This is a genomic window from Deltaproteobacteria bacterium, from assembly GCA_003696105.1.
Taxonomy (GTDB): domain Bacteria; phylum Myxococcota_A; class Polyangia; order Haliangiales; family J016; genus J016.
In genome coordinates this window covers 23256-39952 of the sequence record RFGE01000062.1, presented here as the reverse complement: position 1 = coordinate 39952, position 16697 = coordinate 23256, and the positions used below count along the sequence as shown (strand labels likewise).

At 72.9% G+C, this 16697-nt stretch carries 14 protein-coding genes; 5 read left to right on the top strand and 9 right to left on the bottom strand.

What is annotated here, in order from left to right; all coding sequences use genetic code 11:
- The coding region (locus D6689_03995; protein ID RMH43896.1) for a PEGA domain-containing protein at positions 1-825 on the top strand (825 nt) is incomplete at its 5' end.
- A gap of 9 nt (positions 826-834) precedes the next feature.
- Here D6689_03995 and D6689_03990 read toward each other — a convergent pair.
- From D6689_03990 to D6689_03960, 7 genes are all read right to left on the bottom strand, one after another.
- Positions 835-1815: a hypothetical protein gene (locus D6689_03990; protein ID RMH43895.1), complete on the bottom strand. Its 981-nt coding sequence runs from the start codon at positions 1813-1815 to the stop codon at positions 835-837.
- 129 nt (positions 1816-1944) lie between these two features.
- The gene (locus D6689_03985) at positions 1945-3609 is read right to left on the bottom strand and encodes a hypothetical protein (GenBank protein ID RMH43894.1); all 1665 of its coding nucleotides are present in this window, start codon (positions 3607-3609) and stop codon (positions 1945-1947) included.
- 11 nt (positions 3610-3620) lie between these two features.
- Entirely contained in the window at positions 3621-4130 is a 510-nt protein-coding gene (locus D6689_03980; GenBank protein ID RMH43893.1) for a hypothetical protein, read from the bottom strand.
- Positions 4131-4369: 239 nt separating this feature from the next.
- Complete coding sequence (gene glpX / locus D6689_03975) at positions 4370-5365, bottom strand: class II fructose-bisphosphatase (GenBank protein RMH43892.1); 996 nt, start codon at positions 5363-5365, stop codon at positions 4370-4372.
- 57 nt (positions 5366-5422) lie between these two features.
- Positions 5423-5776: an acyl-CoA thioesterase gene (locus tag D6689_03970; protein ID RMH43898.1), complete on the bottom strand. Its 354-nt coding sequence runs from the start codon at positions 5774-5776 to the stop codon at positions 5423-5425.
- A 55-nt stretch (positions 5777-5831) separates the two neighbouring features.
- Positions 5832-7130: a homoserine dehydrogenase gene (locus tag D6689_03965; protein RMH43891.1), complete on the bottom strand. Its 1299-nt coding sequence runs from the start codon at positions 7128-7130 to the stop codon at positions 5832-5834.
- On the bottom strand, positions 7131-7628 hold the full coding sequence (locus D6689_03960; protein ID RMH43890.1) for a DUF4440 domain-containing protein: 498 nt from the start codon (positions 7626-7628) through the stop codon (positions 7131-7133).
- 26 nt (positions 7629-7654) lie between these two features.
- Between D6689_03960 and D6689_03955 the strand changes: the two genes are divergently transcribed.
- The 3 genes from D6689_03955 to D6689_03945 are packed head-to-tail and all read left to right on the top strand — an operon-like array spanning position 7655 to position 12046.
- The gene (locus D6689_03955; GenBank protein ID RMH43889.1) at positions 7655-8944 is read left to right on the top strand and encodes a phosphopyruvate hydratase; all 1290 of its coding nucleotides are present in this window, start codon (positions 7655-7657) and stop codon (positions 8942-8944) included.
- On the top strand, positions 8902-9444 hold the full coding sequence (locus D6689_03950; protein RMH43888.1) for a hypothetical protein: 543 nt from the start codon (positions 8902-8904) through the stop codon (positions 9442-9444). The genes D6689_03955 and D6689_03950 overlap by 43 nt, the downstream gene beginning before the upstream one ends.
- Complete coding sequence (locus D6689_03945; GenBank protein RMH43887.1) at positions 9365-12046, top strand: FHA domain-containing protein; 2682 nt, start codon at positions 9365-9367, stop codon at positions 12044-12046. Before D6689_03950 ends, D6689_03945 begins: the two co-directional genes overlap by 80 nt.
- A 49-nt stretch (positions 12047-12095) precedes the next feature.
- Here D6689_03945 and D6689_03940 read toward each other — a convergent pair whose 3' ends face one another.
- Positions 12096-13538, bottom strand: coding sequence for a hypothetical protein (locus tag D6689_03940; protein RMH43886.1), 1443 nt, complete (start codon positions 13536-13538; stop codon positions 12096-12098).
- Positions 13535-14467 (bottom strand): hypothetical protein, encoded by a 933-nt coding sequence (locus tag D6689_03935; protein RMH43885.1) that lies wholly within the window; start codon positions 14465-14467, stop codon positions 13535-13537. The genes D6689_03940 and D6689_03935 overlap by 4 nt, the downstream gene beginning before the upstream one ends.
- Between D6689_03935 and D6689_03930 the strand changes: the two genes are divergently transcribed.
- Entirely contained in the window at positions 14393-16516 is a 2124-nt protein-coding gene (locus tag D6689_03930; GenBank protein RMH43884.1) for a PEGA domain-containing protein, read from the top strand. The genes D6689_03935 and D6689_03930 overlap by 75 nt on opposite strands.
- Positions 16517-16697: the final 181 nt, after the last annotated feature.

Genomic DNA, 16697 nt, shown 5'->3' with positions numbered 1-16697 from the left:
CTGTACGACGCCGCGCCGCCGACCGCGCTGCACGACGCCGCGCCGCCGACCGCGCTGCACGACGCCGCGCCGCCGACCGCGCTGTACCGCACCCCGGCGGCAGGCCGGTCCGCCCCACCGTCGCGACGACGCCGGCCCGCACGGATCGCCGCCGTCGCGGCGGTCGCGGTCGCGGCCGGCGCGGTCGCGCTCGGGGTCGCCGACCGGAGCCGGCGGTCGCCGCCGCGCCGCGTCACGCCGGCCGCCGTCGCGATGCCCGCCGACGCCGCCGCCACCGCGACCGCGCCGGCCGCCGCGCAGTCGCTCGATGCCGCCGCGCCGCCGGCCGACGCCGCGCCGCCGCCGGCCGACGCCGCCACCGCCGCGACGCTCGCCGTGCTCACGACACCGCCGGGCGCCGTGGTCAGCCTCGACGGCGAGCGCCTCCCCGGCGTCACGCCCGTGCGCGCCGCGCCGGTTGCGCCGGGCCGCCATCGCATCGCCATCGACCTGGCCGGCCACCTGCCCGTCGCCCGCGACGTGGACCTCGCCGCCGGCGAGCACCGCACCGTCGACGTCCAACTCGCACAAAAGCCCGCGCCGCCACCGCCTCGCGCGCGCACGCGCAACCGGCCTCCGCGCGCCGGCCGACTCACGGCCCGCACGACTCCGTGGGCCGACGTCTACCTCGGCGGCCGCAAGCTCGGCACCACCCCGTTCGCCAACCTGCGACTGCCGGCGGGTACGCACACGCTCGTGTTCAAGAACCCGGAACGCAAGCCGGTCAAGCGGCGCGTGGTCATCCGGCCGGGCGCGACGACCAAGCTCAACTTTGCGCTGCCGTAGCGCGCGACGTCACGGCCCGGTCGCGTCGGCGTACTTGGCGGCGAGCGCCTCGCGCGCCAGATCGTCGTAGCTCATCGCCGCCGCCCGCGCGATCTCCTCGTCCGTCGGCAACGTCACGAGCACCTCCGGCGGCAGGCCGACCATGCGAACGGCGAGCGCACCGAATGCCGGTCGCAGCCGCGGATTTTCGTACAGCCGCTGCAGCCCGGTCATGAACCGTACGAACGGCCGACGCGCGACGTCGGGCTTCTTGCCGAGCAACTGCGCGCGCTTGATCGCCTCTCGCATGCGGCGGCCGCTCGGATCGGTGAGCCGCATCGGGTCGACGAGCACCGCCTGGATGAACGGCCCCGCGTAGTAGAGCATGTTGGCGAACGCCCACCACGCGCGCGCATGCGCGCGGATGCTCCTCTTTGGTTGCTTTCGCAACCACTCCTGGTACGCGGGCGACGCGTAGTACTCGACCATGTGGTAGTCGACGGCGATATGGCGCGACTCGTCGCGGTTGATGAGCCGCATCGCCTGGCGCGACATGTCGTCGTCGACGTAGTCGTCCAGCGACCGCAGCAACGCGACGTCCAGCAGCAACTCCCCGGTCGTGATGTAGATGTTCGCGACCTCGGCGGAGAACTGGCGGATCGCGTGCAGAAAGTGTGGGCGGAACCGCACCAGGTGAGGGTTGACCCGATAGCGGCGGTAGCGATGCACGTCGTAGTGCGCCGCGAGCCGTTCCGCCACTTGTGCGTGCCGCTCCTCGTCGACCACGAACGTCGAAAAGATCTTGGCGAGCGTCGGATCGGTCGCCCGGCGGCGCTGCTCCTCGAACAGCGCCTTCGCCAGCCGCTCGATCGCGGCCATGTCGGTGAAGTATTGCACCACCGCGATCTCGTCGTCTCGCGCCAGCGGTCGCGGCGACACGCTCCAGTCCAGGTCGTCGATGCGCCACTGCTCCGCGACGCACTTGGCCAGCATCCGATCGAGATCCAGCACCCGCTGGCCAGTGTACGCACGGGCGGCCGCACGCGCCAGCGGCGACGCGGCCCCGTGCCGGCGCGGCGGCCCCGTCCGACATGGGACCGCGACGCACCGCGCGTGTGGCGGCCGCACCGCGCCGCCGCGCTACGGCAGGCGGCAGACGAAGGGCAGCCTCGACGCGCAATGCGTGTCGTGCCACCGCCCCTGCGCCCGCTCGCCCATCGCGGCGCAGTCCTGATTGCACGCGTCGTTGTCGGGCTCGCGGCCGTTCCACGCGGTGAACGTCACCGGCGAGCCATCGGCCCACGCGAACACGCCCTCCTCGGCCCGATCGGTCAAGCCGATCCACCACTTGGCCTTCGCGCGGCGCTGCGCCTTTCGCCACAGCCGCCACGCCTGCGTGTCGCTGTCGACGCGAGCGAGCGCGCCGCCGCGCGCCGCGCAGAACGCGGCCGCCTCGTCCCACGTGCGCCGATGCACGCACAGTTCGAACCGCGCGCCTTCGACCTCGACCGCGTCGCAACCGCAAGCCGGCGCGTCGTCCGCGTCGCCGCTGCAGTCGTTGTCGACGCCGTCGCCACACAGCTCTTGCGCGCCCGGATGGACGTCCGCGCGCGCGTCGTCGCAATCCGTGCAACCGAAACCATCGCCGTCGCCGTCGCGCTCGCTGCCGTCCGGCCCGATGCACGCCACCTCGGCGCGCAGCGCCGCCGGCCGTTCGCGCAGGTACGCGCGCAGCGCCGCCCGCGCGCGCCGCGTGTCGTGCAAGCTGTACGGCTTGCGCGGGTCGTAGATCACGGCGGTGTCGATCCGCGCCGCGATCCGGCGCACCTGCTCGTCCCAGTCGACCGCGGCCATGCGTTCGGCCACCGCGCGCACCGCCCGCGCGTACTCGGCGCGACAACCGGCGTCCGCGAAGCACAGCTTCGCGACCAGCCCGCCGCTGTCGTAGACCGACAGCCGCTGTTTGAACGTGCGGTCGAGTCCCCACGGGATGAACGCCCACCGCTTCGTGGCCGGATCGCGCACGACCCGGTAGTTGTGCGCGTGGCGATAGCCGTCGAAATCGCCGACCGCGGCGCTCGTGGCCAGATACGCCAGCACCCGCTCGCGGTCGATGCCGGCGAGCGGGTCGGCGGCGAGCGCGGCCAGCGCGGCCCGATCGCGGTCGTCGCCGACCTCGATCTCGAAACCGGGCACGTCATCCGGGTACAGGTCGCAGCCGTACTCGCCTTCGAACACCGGCGCGCGGCCGGCGCCGATGTGGTGTTTGACGAACCGCTTGTCGACCGTCTCGATGTTCGCGTACAGCCCGTAGTACTCGCCGTTGACGTAGAGCGTCGCGTAGCCGGCACGCGGCACCGGCACGCCGGCCTCGCGAAACAACCGGTAGGCGATCACCTCGCGCATCATGGTCGGATCCTCGACCATGTTGTTGAGCGTGAGCGCCTTGAGGCCGAGAAACCGGCGGCCCTTGTGCCACTTGCCGAAGTGGATCTTGAACGCGGGCTTGCCGTCGAACGACTGCATCGCCCGATGCCCCTTGAGCCGGACGGCGACGCGTTCGTACGTGACGCCGCCATAGGCAAATACGCCCTCGACGTAGCGCCGGGGCGCGGCTTCGAGCGACGCGATCGCGCGCTCGTCGAGCGTCAAGTCGAAGCGCGCAATGCGGTCGAGTGAAAACAGCTGGTCGGCACTGGTGGCGACAGTTGCCGAGTCACCAGGTGGATTGGTTGCGTTTGCCGTTCCACGCTCGCAGCCCCATGCCGCGAGCGCCATGGTGGTCGCCACCAGCGCCGACCGCATTCGCACGAGGCTCAGGGAACCGGGTCGCCCGCGGGCGAATCGTCGCCGGGAGGTGTGGTGCCGCCGCAATCGCAGTCGATCTCGTCGGGTACGCCGTCGTCGTCGCCGTCGGAGTCGGAGTCGCTGTCGACATCGGAGTCGCCGTCGAGGTCGCCGTCCGAGTCGCCGTCCGAGTCGCTCGCGCTGTCCGACGTGCTGTCGGACGACGAGTCGTCGACGCAGGTGTCGGCATCCGACGTCGAGTCGGAGTCCGACACCCCGCCGCCGGCGCTCCCGTCATCGTCCGCCGAATCCGAGTCCGACTCCATGTCGGCGCAGACGAACGCTTCCCGCACGCCGTCGCCGTCGAGGTCCATCCCCTCGATCATCGGTCTGGCCGTCGGCACGCACGCGATCGCGAGCCCGTTGGAGAAACAGCTCTCGAGGTGCTTGGCCTTGCCGTCGACTACGGTGCCCTCGGTCGCGCAGGCCGAGGCCGCGACCGCGAACACCCCGCTCAGGATCCACGTTTTCATCGTCATGCGCGTTCCCAAGGCACGAGGCGTGCCAGCGGCAAGCAAACGGAATCGCTGCCCCGGCTCCGTACGTTGTGCACACATCGGCCACGGCAGGTGCGCACGACACGGACATGTCTCACCCGGACCGTACGGGACGTCACAATCCGGCGGGCACCGACCGCGCGCACGCCGGACGCGCGCCGCCCGCGAGGAGCGGGGCGTCCGCTCGGCGGCTGCCGCCCGCGCGGGCGTGCGACCCCGCGTTAGCGGGGCGCCTTGAACCAGTCGTACGCCGGCTTCGACTCGAACCGATGGGTCGTCTTGATCCACCGGACCGTGCCGGACTTCGACCGCATGACGACCGACTCGGTGTGCGCGCCGCCGCCGAAGAACCGCACGCCCGACAGGAAGCTGCCCGAGGTCACGCCGGTCGCCGCAAACATGACGTGGCCCTGGGCGAGTTCCTCGAGCGTGTAGATCTTGTCCGGGTCCTGGATCCCCATCGCCAGCCCGCGCTGCTTTTCCTCGTCGCTGCGCCAGCGCAGCCGGCCCTGCATGTCGCCGCCGACGCAGCGCAGCGCGGCGGCCGCGATGACGCCCTCGGGCGCGCCGCCCGTGCCGAACAGCACGTCGATGCCGGTCTCCTCCTTGCACGTCGCGATCGCCGCGGACACGTCGCCGTCGCCGATCAGCCGAATGCGCGCCCCCGCCTGGCGAACCTCGGCGATCAGCTCCTTGTGCCGGTCGCGGTCCAGGATGATCGCGGTGAGATCGGTGACGTCCTTGCCGACCGCCTTCGCGATCCGCTGCAAGTTCCACGTCCAGCTCTCGCGCAGGTCGATCACGCCGCGCGCGGCCGGGCCGACCGCGATCTTTTCCATATAGGTGTCGGGCGCGTTGAGGAACTTGCCGTCGTCGGCCAGCGCGATGACCGCGATCGCGTCCGGCGCGCCGGTCGCGCACAGGTTGGTGCCTTCGAGCGGGTCGACGGCGATGTCGACGCGCGGCGACCGCTCGTTGCCGTTGTGCCAGCCGGCGCCGACCTGCTCGCCGATGTACAGCATCGGCGCCTCGTCGCGCTCGCCTTCCCCGATCACGACGGTGCCGCGGATGTCGATGCGGTCGAACGCGCGCCGCATCGCCTCGACGGCCACGTGATCCGCGTGCCGCCGGTCGCCGCGCCCCATTTCGCGCGCCGCGGCCAGCGCCGCCGCCTCGGTCACGCGCGCCATCTCGAGAGCCAGGTTGCGGTCGTCCATGGGCCCGGAGTGAACCACGCGACCTCGAGGCGATCAACCGGCCGGCGCCGGCCGCCCCTACTCGCTCGGCACCGGTCCGATCAGGTCGCGCAGCGGCCCCGGGATGCGCCGCGGCCTGCCGCCGGCGTCCACGCACGCGTGGACGGTGTAGCCGGTGACCAGCAGCTCGCCGTCGCGCCGGATCGCGTAGTCGAACCGCAGCGACGCGCCGCGCAGCTCGGTGACCCGCGCGTCCACCTCGAGCACGTCTTCGTAGCGGGCGGGTCGGTGGTACTTACAGTGCGCCTCGGCGACCGGCAGGGCCACCCCCCACGCGTCGAGGTCGCGGTGCGAGCCGCCCTTGGCGCGCAAGAACGCGGCGCGCGCCGCCTCGAAGTAGCGCAGGTAGTTCGCGTAGTACACGACCCCCATCTGATCGGTGTCGCCGAAGATGACGCGCTGGCGGTAGATCACGGCGGCTCCGCGGTCACTGCGCGATGCGGATGATCTGCGCCGGCTCGACGACCGACGCGAGCTTGGCGACCTGCGCGAGCGCGTGGCGCACGTTGCTCTCGCGCGCCGCGTGGGTGAGCACGACGACGCGCACCGGCCGCTCCGGCTCGCGCGGCCCCTCCTGGACGACCTGCGCGATCGAGATCTGGTGGTCGCCGAGCACGGTGGTGAGCTGGCCGAGCACGCCCGGGCGGTCGAGCACTCCGAACCGCATGTAGTACGGCGTGTCGAGCCGGCCGATGTCGCGCACCGGCCGGTTCGGCATGCGCGCGTAGCTGCGCAGCGGCAGGTGGCCCGCCGCGTTCGCCAGCACGTTGCGGCTCACCTCGATCAGATCGGATACGGCCGCGACCGCCGTCGGCATCATGCCCGCGCCCGCCCCGTAGTACATCGACGGGCCGAGCGCGTACGACCGCACGTACAGCGCGTTGTTGGCGCCCGGCACGCTCGCGAGCAGCCAGCTCTTGGGCACCATCGTCGGATGGACGCGCAGCTCGAGCCCGTCGTCGTGTGCGCGCGCGATGGCGAGCGGCTTGATCACGTAGCCGAACCGGTCGGCGAACGCGAAGTCGACCGGCGACAGCGACCGGATGTCCTCGATGTAGATGTCCGACAGCGCCACGCTCGTGCCGAAGCACAGCATGGTGAGGATCGCGAGCTTGTGCGCGGCGTCGATGCCGTCGACGTCGAACGACGGGTCCGCCTCGGCGTAGCCAGCCTCCTGCGCGGCGCGCACCACTTCGTCGAACGGCGCGCCCTCCTCGGCCATCCGGGTGAGGATGAAGTTGGACGTGCCGTTGACGATGCCGTACACGGACTCGATGCGGTCGGACGCGAGCCCCTCGCGCAGCGCCCGGATGATCGGCACGCCGGCGCACACGGCGGCCTCGTAGTAGACGTCGACGCCACGGCGCTCCGCGGCGGTGAACACCTCCTCGCCGTGCACCGCCAACAGCGCCTTGTTCGCGGTGACGACGTGCTTGCCGCGGTCGATCGCGCGCAGCACATAGTCGCGCGCATCGGTCTCGCCGCCGACCAGCTCGCACACGATGTCGACGTCATCGCGGTCGATGACGGCGCCGGCGTCGGTGGTCACCAGCGCCGGGTCGACGTCGACCGCGCGCGGCTTGTCGGGCGCGCGCACGGCGATCGCCCGCACCACCAACTGAGCACCGAGGCGGTCCTCGATCGCTTCGGCGTTCTCGGCCAGGAGCCGCACGACGCCGGAGCCGACGTTGCCGAGGCCCAACAGGCCGACGCCGATCTGCCGCATTCAGCGACCGTACGAGAAGTGCTCGGTGCGGATCAACCAGCGGTCGCCCACTCGCGACAAGGTCAGGGTGAGCACCCCCCGCTCGATCGCCGTCGTCGCGCCCGTGCGGATCTCGCGGACCACGGCGGCGGACACCTCGGCCGCGTCGGCGCCGAGCGACTGCACGCGCACGTCGGACAGGTCGAGCCGCACCGCCTCGGCACGGGCGAACAGATCGCGCAGGTAGCCGTCCACCGCGGCAACGCCGCGCCACGCGCGCCCCTGCGCGACCACCAGCACATCGTCGCCGGGCGCGTAAAGCGGCTTCAGCGCCTCGGCACTGAGCACCTCGTAGCCCTGCTCGTACTGCTCGACCACCGCGCGCGCGGCGGCCACGGCGTCTGCGGCCGGCGGCGGCACGGTCGGCGGCTGCACCGGTCGCCCGCGGCCGGCGCAGGCGGACGCCAGCGCACATGCCACTGCCGCCGGACCGAGGCTCGCCAGGGCTCTGGTCATCATGATGCGCGTATGATACACGCGCCCCGATGACTGAGATCGTCAGCGTACACGCCCGCGAAGTGTTGGATTCACGGGGCAACCCGACCGTCGAAGCGGAGGTGCTGCTCGCGTCGGGCGCCCACGGCCGCGCGATGGTGCCGTCCGGGGCCTCCACCGGCGAGCACGAGGCCGTCGAACTGCGCGACGGCGACCCCGCGCGCTTCCTCGGCAAGGGCGTGCGCCAGGCGGTGGCGAACATCGTGGACCGCATCGCCCCCGAGATCGTCGGCCTCGACGCCGCCGAGCAGCGCGCGGTCGACGACGCGCTGATCGAACTGGACGGCACGCCCAACAAGAGCCGGCTGGGCGCCAACGCGATCCTCGCCGTGTCGCTCGCGGCGGCGCGCGCGGCGGCCGACGCGCACGGGCTTCCGCTATACCGCTACCTCGGCGGCGCCGGTTCGCTCACGATGCCGGTGCCGCTGATGAACGTCATCAACGGCGGCGCGCACGCCGACAACAACCTCGACGTCCAGGAGTTCATGATCGTTCCCGCCGGCCGGCCGAGCTTCGCCGAGGCGCTGCGCGCCGGCGCCGAGGTGTTTCACCACCTCAAGAAGCTGCTGCGCGCGCGGGGCAAGGTCACCGCCGTCGGCGACGAGGGCGGGTTCGCGCCGTCGATGGGCAGCGCCGACGAGGCGCTCGCCATCCTGCTCGAGGCGATCGAGGCGGCCGGCTATCGCCCGGGCGAGGACGTCGCGCTCGCGTTGGATGTGGCGGCCACCGAGCTGTACGACGCCGACGCCCGCGTGTACCGCTACGAGGGCGAGGCGCGATCGGCGACCGACATGATCGGCCTGTACGCCGACTGGACCGCCAAGTACCCGCTCGTGTCGATCGAAGACGGGTTGGCCGAGGACGACTGGGACGGGTGGCAGGCGCTCACGAAGGAGCTGGGCGGACGCATCCAGCTCGTCGGTGACGACCTGTTCGTCACCAATACGGAGCGCCTCGCGCGCGGCATCGACGCCGGGGTCGCCAACTCGATCCTGGTCAAGGTCAACCAGATCGGTACGCTCAGCGAGACGCTCGACGCGGTGCGCACCGCGCAACACGCGGCGTACACCGCGGTCATCTCGCACCGCTCCGGCGAGACCGAAGACGCGTTCATCGCCGACCTCGCGGTCGCGACCAACGCCGGCCAGATCAAGACCGGATCGGCGTCGCGCTCCGATCGGATCGCCAAATACAACCAGCTGCTGCGCATCGCCGACGACCTCGACGACCAGCAGCGGTGGCCCGGGCGCGCGGCGTTCCGCGCCGGAGGGAGGGCATGAGCCTGCCGGTGGCCGGCGGCGGCGGGTTCGGTCCGCGCGGCCCGGCGCGCCCGCCGACGCACGCGCCGGCGGACATGCGCGTTCTGATGAACCTCGCGATGGACCTCGACGACATCGCGGTGGACGACGAACTGTCCCCCGACGCGCTCGAGGAGTTCGCCGAAGAGCGCGGCGTGCCGCGCGCGATGGTCTACGCCGCCGTCGCGCTCGCGCCACACCTGCCGATCGCGCGGCGACACGGCATCGCGTTTTCCTGCTGCGTCGCGGGCTGCCAGCAGTGGGGTGCGCTCGACCGCATCGAGCACCTGCTGCGCGCGCGCGACCGGCGCACCGAAGCGAGCCAGCCGGCGTTCGACGTGCTCGTGCGCGGCTGCATGGACCGGTGCGACCAGGCGCCGGTGGTCGTGGTCCACACGCCGGATGGCGTCGCCGCGGTCCCCGCCGAGGACAACGCAAACCTCGACGCCGCCCTCGCCGAGTTGTTCGGCGAAACGCCGTAGCGCAGCCGGCCTACTCGAGTCGGATCGCACCCGCGAGCGCCGTGCGGAACGCTTCGATTTGCGGTCCGTCGGACTCCAGCTCGAGTGTGCCGTCTTCGTTGTCGACGGCGTCCCAATCCACCGCATCGACGAGCGCGCGCAGATCGAACCGAATGCGCACGCGCTTCGTCTCGCCCGGCTTGACCTCCGCGTCACCCAGGGCGAGCGCGAGCCCAACTTGCGGCGGCGGCCGGTCCTCGATGACGAAGTCGACGCGCTCGCCGCCGAGTTCGCCGCCGACGTCGAGCGACCCGCGAATTTCCACGTACGCAATCCGCCCCAACACCGTCGCGTAGCGCCCCGGCGCGGCCGGCTCGAAACGCGTCGCCGGCTTGTCGTCGTCGGAAAACTCGAGCTCGACGGTCGCTGCCGCCAGCACGCCGACGTCGCCGACAACGCGCACGTCCGTCAGATCGAAACGTGCGAGTTCAAACTGCGGGCGCCACGGTCCACCCGCGCTATCCGGCACCTTGGGCGCGGTGCGCCATTCGATCTCGAACGCCGAGCCATCCGCGTGGCCGCCATCGCCGGCGTCCGACGGCACACCACCTGCGTCGCCGATTCCGCCGTCGGGCATCGACACCTGCCCCGGGTCGCACCCGATCGCGAGCGCGACGACCGCCGCAGCGACGCGGGCACAGTTCATGCTGTCAGTCTACCGCGAGCCGTCCCGCCCGCGAACATCCTTTCGAAAGCCCTTTTCCGCTGTGCGCAATGTTGGGACACTGTGCAACGAACGTACAGCGCACATCTCGATGCCATGCCCGACGACCTGTACACGATCGCCGACCCCACCGTCGCCGCCGACACGGATACCCCCTCCAGCGGTCAACGCGCCCAGCTGGTCGTCTACTACGACCAGGACACCGGCGCGCGCACGCGCCTCGTCGACCTGCCGGACGGTGCCCAGGTCACGTTCGGGCGATCTCGCAGCGCGACGATTCACATCGACAGCGACCGAGTGTCGCGGCAGCACGCTCGCATCGACCGGCGCGGCCGCGACATCACGATTGAAGACCTCGGCAGCCGCAACGGCACGCGCGTCAACGGCAAGCTGATCGATGGGCCGACACGGCTCGCGTCCGGCGACGAGATCGCGGTCGGTCCGGTGACCGCTGTCGTGTCGATCACGACGCACATGGCCCGGACGACGCCGGTCGGGTCGACGACGTCGCTCGAGGAGCGACTCATCGCGGAGTGCGATCGCGGTATGCGCTACCAACGAACGCTCGCCCTCGTCATGGTCCGCCTCGACGGCGACGAACCGCGCGCAGAGGGGGCGCTCGAACGCATCGCGCGGCACCTTCGGCCGATGGACACACTGGCCGAATATGGGCCGGACGAGTTCGCGATCTTGCTGCCCGAACTCGACAGTGCCGCCGCGGAAGACGCCGCGCGCCGCGTCGCGCGCGACGCCCGCGGCGACGGCGACATCACCGGCCGCGTCGGCCTCGCGGTGTTCCCGACCCACGGCACGACGCCCGGCGAGTTGTTGTCGCGCGCGAGCGCCGCGCTGCGCGCCGCACGCGCCGACGACCGCGGCGAGGTCGCTTCGCCGCCAGACGAGCCGGCGCGCACCGACGCGGACGTGATCGTCGCCGATCCGCAGATGGAGCGGGTCTATCAGATCGTCAACAAAGTCGCCGACACGCCGATGACGGTGCTGATCACCGGGGAGACCGGCGTCGGCAAGGAGGTCGTCGCCGAGGCGCTGCACCGCCACAGCCGGCGCCGCGACAAGCCGTTCGTGCGCCTCAACTGCGCGTCGATTCCCGAGACGTTGCTCGAAAGCGAGCTGTTCGGCCACGAAAAGGGCGCGTTCACCGGCGCCGACCGGCGCAAGCTCGGGTATTTCGAGGCGGCCGACGGCGGCACGCTGTTTCTCGACGAGATTGGCGAGATCAGCCCCGGCCTGCAATCGAAGCTGCTGCGCGTGCTCGAGGAGCATCGCTTTACGCGCGTCGGCGGCACGAGCGAGATCGGCGTCGACGTCCGCGTCGTGTGCGCGACCAATCGCGACCTCGAGGCGGAAGTGCAACGCGGCGCATTTCGCGAGGACCTGTTCTTCCGCATATCGGCGTTCACCATCGTCGTGCCGCCGCTGCGCGATCGCCGCGGCGAGATTGTGCCGCTCGCGGAGCATTTCCTGCGCCAGGCGGCGCGTGAACTCGGCGTCCCGACGCCGATGCTGTCTCCCGACGCGGCTGACGTGTTGCGCAGCTACCATTGGCCCGGCAACGTGCGCCAGCTGCGCAACGCGATGGAGCGCGCGATCGTCCTCAATACCTCGGGTGTGATCGAGGTACACCACCTGCCCGACCGCATACGCGAACAAGGGTTGGCGTCGCCGCTGGCGCGGTCGTCGACCGCGGGCGCCCATGAGGTCGTCGACGTGCGCGAGCGAATCGCGGACGTCGAGCGCGCCGCGATCGTCGCGGCGCTCGAGGCGACCGGCGGCAACCAGACGCGCGCTGCGCGCAAGCTGGGCCTGTCGCGCCGCGCGCTGATCTACAAGCTCGAAAAATACGGGCTCAAGCCGAAGCCCGCGAGCGCGCGCAGGTAGAGTTCGAGCACCGCCGGGTCGTCCGATCGAAGACCACCCGAGCGTTTCGCTACCGGCGGCCGGTGCTCGACGGGTTGTAGCGCTCGGCCGGCGCGTCGGGGTCGTCGGCGCCGCCGACGACGAGGATGGTCCCGTCGCACAGCGGCACGGCGGTGTGGTCGGCGCGGGGCACGTCGAGCGAGTCGGTACCGACCACCACGAGCCGCCCGTCGATCTCGTCGAGGCGCGCGACGAACGCCGACGCGGTCCGCTGTCCGGCCGCGTCGAACCCGCCGGCGATCAACACGCCACCGTCCGGCAGCGGCGTCGCCGACATCCCGGTCACGCCGGCCCCCTCGGGAAGCTGACCGGCGTCCACGAACGTGCCCAGGCCCGGATCGTACAGTTCGAGCTGAGTCACCGGCTCCGGGTCGACGCCGCCGAGAATCAGGACGAAGCCCCCGGGCATGCGGACGGCGCGATGGCCCCAGCGCGGCGCGATCATCGTGGAGCCGCTCCCCTCGATCGTTTCGAACGACTCGAACAGCGGGCGATACAGTTCGGCGAGGCCGACGGGCGCCCCCGACGCGTCGCGGCCGCCGACGACGAGCACATCCGCGCCCACATCGTCGCCGAGACGCGTCATCGTATGGCCGGCGCGCGCGAGCGCCAACCCGTCGAACAGCAACCGTGGAGCGGCAATCTGGCCGGCCGCATCGACGCCGAACTCCCACGCCTGCGCGGTCACTCCCGCGGGGCCGACGCCGCCGGCCACGATCACCGAGCCGTCGACCAGGGTGGCAGCCGCGTGCTCCGACACGGCCGGAACGCCCTCGCTGCGCGCGGCGATCGCGTCGCTCTTGGCATCGAGGATCTCCGCGAGCGCAACCAGCGCGCCGTCGGGATCGCGACCGCCGACGATCAGAGCCCGGCCGTCGAGCAGCGGCGACAGAGTGGCGCCGTCGCGCGGCGCGAGCTGCGACGCGAGCGTCGAGAACGCACCCGCGCGCGGATCGAACACCTCGATCGCGGTGGCGCCGTCGGCCCCGCCGGCGAGCACGGCCGCGCCGTCGAGGCGTTGATAGCCGCCCGCGCGCCGCCGATTGCCCGCAGCCGGGCGCGGCGCCGGCCCCCAGCTCACCGTGCGCGCGAAGTACAGGTGCGGCTCGAGCACGTCGCCCGGTACGGACACCGCGCACGTGCGCCCGTAGGCGATCTCGACGCCGGCCGACGTGCCGCTGAGGTGGACGACGAGATCGTCGCCGAACGGGACGCCGGCGAGCGTCGGCGGCGACGGCGGCTCGCGCGTCTGCAGGCTCAGCGGCGACGGATCGCCCTGCTCGGCGATCGACAGGGTCCACTGGTCGAGCGCCGCCATCGGATAGGCGTCCGACGTCGCGGGGGGCAGCTCGATGACCGGCCGCAACGTCACGCCACCGCCGTCGGCGCAGCCGGTAGCGGCGAGCGCGGCGACCGCCACCGCGCGCGCGATGACGCCGGTCGCCCCGGTCACGGTCGCACCTCGGGCGCCACGTCGAACCGGTCGCTCGGCCCGGTGTCCGACAGCAGCGGCACGAGGACGGCGGTCGCCACGGCGGCGCCCGCGATGCCCCACACCCACGGGCGGCGATACCACGGCGCCGGCGGCGGCGGCACCACCTTGACGATTGGCGCGGGCGGCCGCACGACCCGATCGATGAGCCGCTGCGCCGCGGCGCCGACGTCGCCGGCCGCCGCGACGATCACGGCGCCGCGCTCGCGCGCCGTGGTCGCGTCGACCAGGCGCAGCGCGACGGTCGCCGGCAGGTCGACCGATCGCGACGCGACCGCGTAGATGAACGACTCCCCGCCGCGCCGGCGCACCCACGCCGCCACGTCGCGCGCGTCCGGCGGCGCGATCGGAACGATGGCCGGGGTCACCACGTGCGGCGACCGCGCGACGGACACGACCGCCCCGAACGGGATCGCGCCGGGACAGGCCGCCCGCACGTAGTGCTCGCCCGCGAACACCTCCACGTCGACACCGGGCGCGACCGAGCGCGCGTCGACCGCGACGTCGCACCCCGACGGCACCTGCACGCGCAGGGCGATCGGTTCGCCGGCGGTGACGGCGGCCACCGCACGCGCGAACGCATCGGCCGCGCGCGGCGGAAACCGCGCCGGGTCGAGGCGCCGCGTGGGATCGATGACCGCGGCGCCCACCATGTCGTCCCACGCCCGCGCGGCGTCGCCCTGTTCGGTCCGCACCAAGGCGCGGTACAGCAGCAGGTCGGACAGCTCGCTCGGCGCGAGGCCCAGCGCGCCGGTGCGCGCAGCCTCCGCCAGGCCGGCATCGAGCTGCGCGAGCGCCGTCTCGTACTCGAGCCGATGGTAGGCGTCGATCCCGCGGGCGAGGTAATGACCGGCGCGCGGCGGCGGCGGCGCCGGCGGCGACCGATCCACGAACGCGGTGCCGTTGCGGCGCGCGACGCCGTCGAGCGCGTCGCGCAGCGCGGGCGCACCCTCCGGATCGAACAGCACGATCATCGGCGGTGGCTCGGCGACGGCGACGGCCGACGCCAGGAGCACGGCGGCTGCGGCGGCCACGCGCGAACCCATCTGCGTGGATCTTTGCGCACCCGGCCGGCGCGGGCAAGCGGCGATCCCCGCGATATAATGCCGGAAATGGGCCAGATGGTCGGCCGCTACGAACTGGTCCGCCCGCTCGGACGCGGGGGCATGGCCGAGGTGTTCCTCGCGCGCCGGCGCGGCCCCGGCGGCGTCGAGAAGAAGCTCGTCGTCAAGCGCATCCGCCGCGAGCGCGCGCGCGACCCGCGGTTCCTCGAGTTGTTCGTGCAAGAGGCGCGGCTGTCGATGTCGCTCGCGCACAAGAACATCGTGCCGATGTTCGACTTCGGGCGCGCCGGCGACGAGTTGTTCCTCGTCATGGAGTTCGTCGACGGCGTCGACCTGGCGGCCGTGTTCGAACGCGCCCGCGCGCGAGGCGAGCGGATGGACCCGGTCGTGGCCGCCTACGTGGTGATGGAGGCGTGCCAGGCGCTCGACTACGCCCACAGCTCCGAGCCGGCGATCGTGCACCGCGACGTCACGCCGCGTAACGTGCTGCTGTCGCGATCGGGCGAGGTCAAGCTGGTCGACTTCGGCGTGGCGACCACCGAGACCGAGGTCGGCGCACAGCGCGTGCGCGGCACCCCGGCGTACATGGCTCCCGAACAAGCGCGAGGCGACGCCGTCGATGGCCGCGCCGACGTGTTCTCGCTCGGCCTCGTGCTGTACGAGGCGCTCGCCGGCCGCCGCGCCTACGACGCGAAAGACGCCGCGGCGCTGCTCGCGCAGGCGCGGGCCGGCGCTGTGCCGCCGCTGGACGACGCCGGCACGCCCGCGCCGCTGCGCGCGATCGTTGCTCGCGCAACTGCACCACTGGAAGAGCGGTACCCGACCGCGCGCGCGATGCAGCTCGCCCTCGACGACTACCTCGTGTCGGCTCGCGCGGCGGGCGCGGATCGGACCCCCCCGGTGGTGCGGCTCGCGGCGTGGCTCGCAGAGCTGCTCCCGGACGCCCCGACCGACCCGGCCACCGACGAGACGCTGCCGGCTCCGGGCGGGCCGGTGGCGACGTTTCTCGACGACGGGCTCGACGGCGTCGTCGCGACGCTGGCCGCCGGCGACGAGACCGCACGGTCGGTCGCCGAGACGGTCGCCGACGAACCGGCCGGCGCCCGTACGGCCGACAGCGCCCGGCCGGCCGGCGACGCCGCGCAGTCCGCCGGAGGACCGGCGAGTGACGGCGACAGCGACGCCGCGCGGTCCGCCAGGGAACCGGCCGGCGACGGCGCCGCGAGCGCCGCGACGACGGCGGCGACCGGCGCCACCGCGCGCGGTACGGCAGCCCGGTCGCGCCCACCGGCGGCGTGGTCGGCGGCCGTGTGGGGTGCCGTCGCGGTCGCCGCGGCCACTGCCGCGGGCTGGTACGCGACTGGTTCGAGCGGCACCGCCGCGCGGGCACCGATCGCGGCGGCTGCGCGCGCCGACTTCGCGGTCGACGCCGGACCGATCCCCGCCGCGCTGCCGTCGTCTGCCGCGCCGCCCGCGCTCGATGCATCGGCAACGGAAACCGCGCTCTCGCCGGACGCCGGCGCCGCGGGACGCCACGACGCGGTGGACGAACCGGCGCGCACCGCCGGACGGCCGAGCCGGCCGCCGCATGCGCGCCGCCGCCGCGACGCCGCGACGCGTGCGCGCCGCGAGCGCGCCGACGCGGGGGCCGCGGCGATCGGCACGGTGCGCATCAGCGCCGCGCCCTGGTCCCGCGTCGCCGTCGTCGGCCGGCGCGAAGGCTGCGACGAGACGCCGTGCGCGCTGCGGCTCCCCGCGGGCCGCTACACGCTGCGGCTGTACGGTAACCCCGGGTACGCGGACAAGCAGGTCAGCGTCACGGTCACCGCCGGCAACGACGTCGTGGTGCGCGAGACCCTGTCGCCACGGCGCTAGGCCGTAGGGTATCGGCGCGCCAGCGAGGTGGCGAGATGCGAGGCGAGGTTCGGCGCACGCCCGCGGCGCACGGGCGCGTACACCATACCGGACCGAAGGGCGCGAGGGCGTACGCTGGAGATCGCCCGCCGATCGCGACCGCAGCCAGCGGCGATGCGCTGCCGCCTGCTAGCTGATGCCC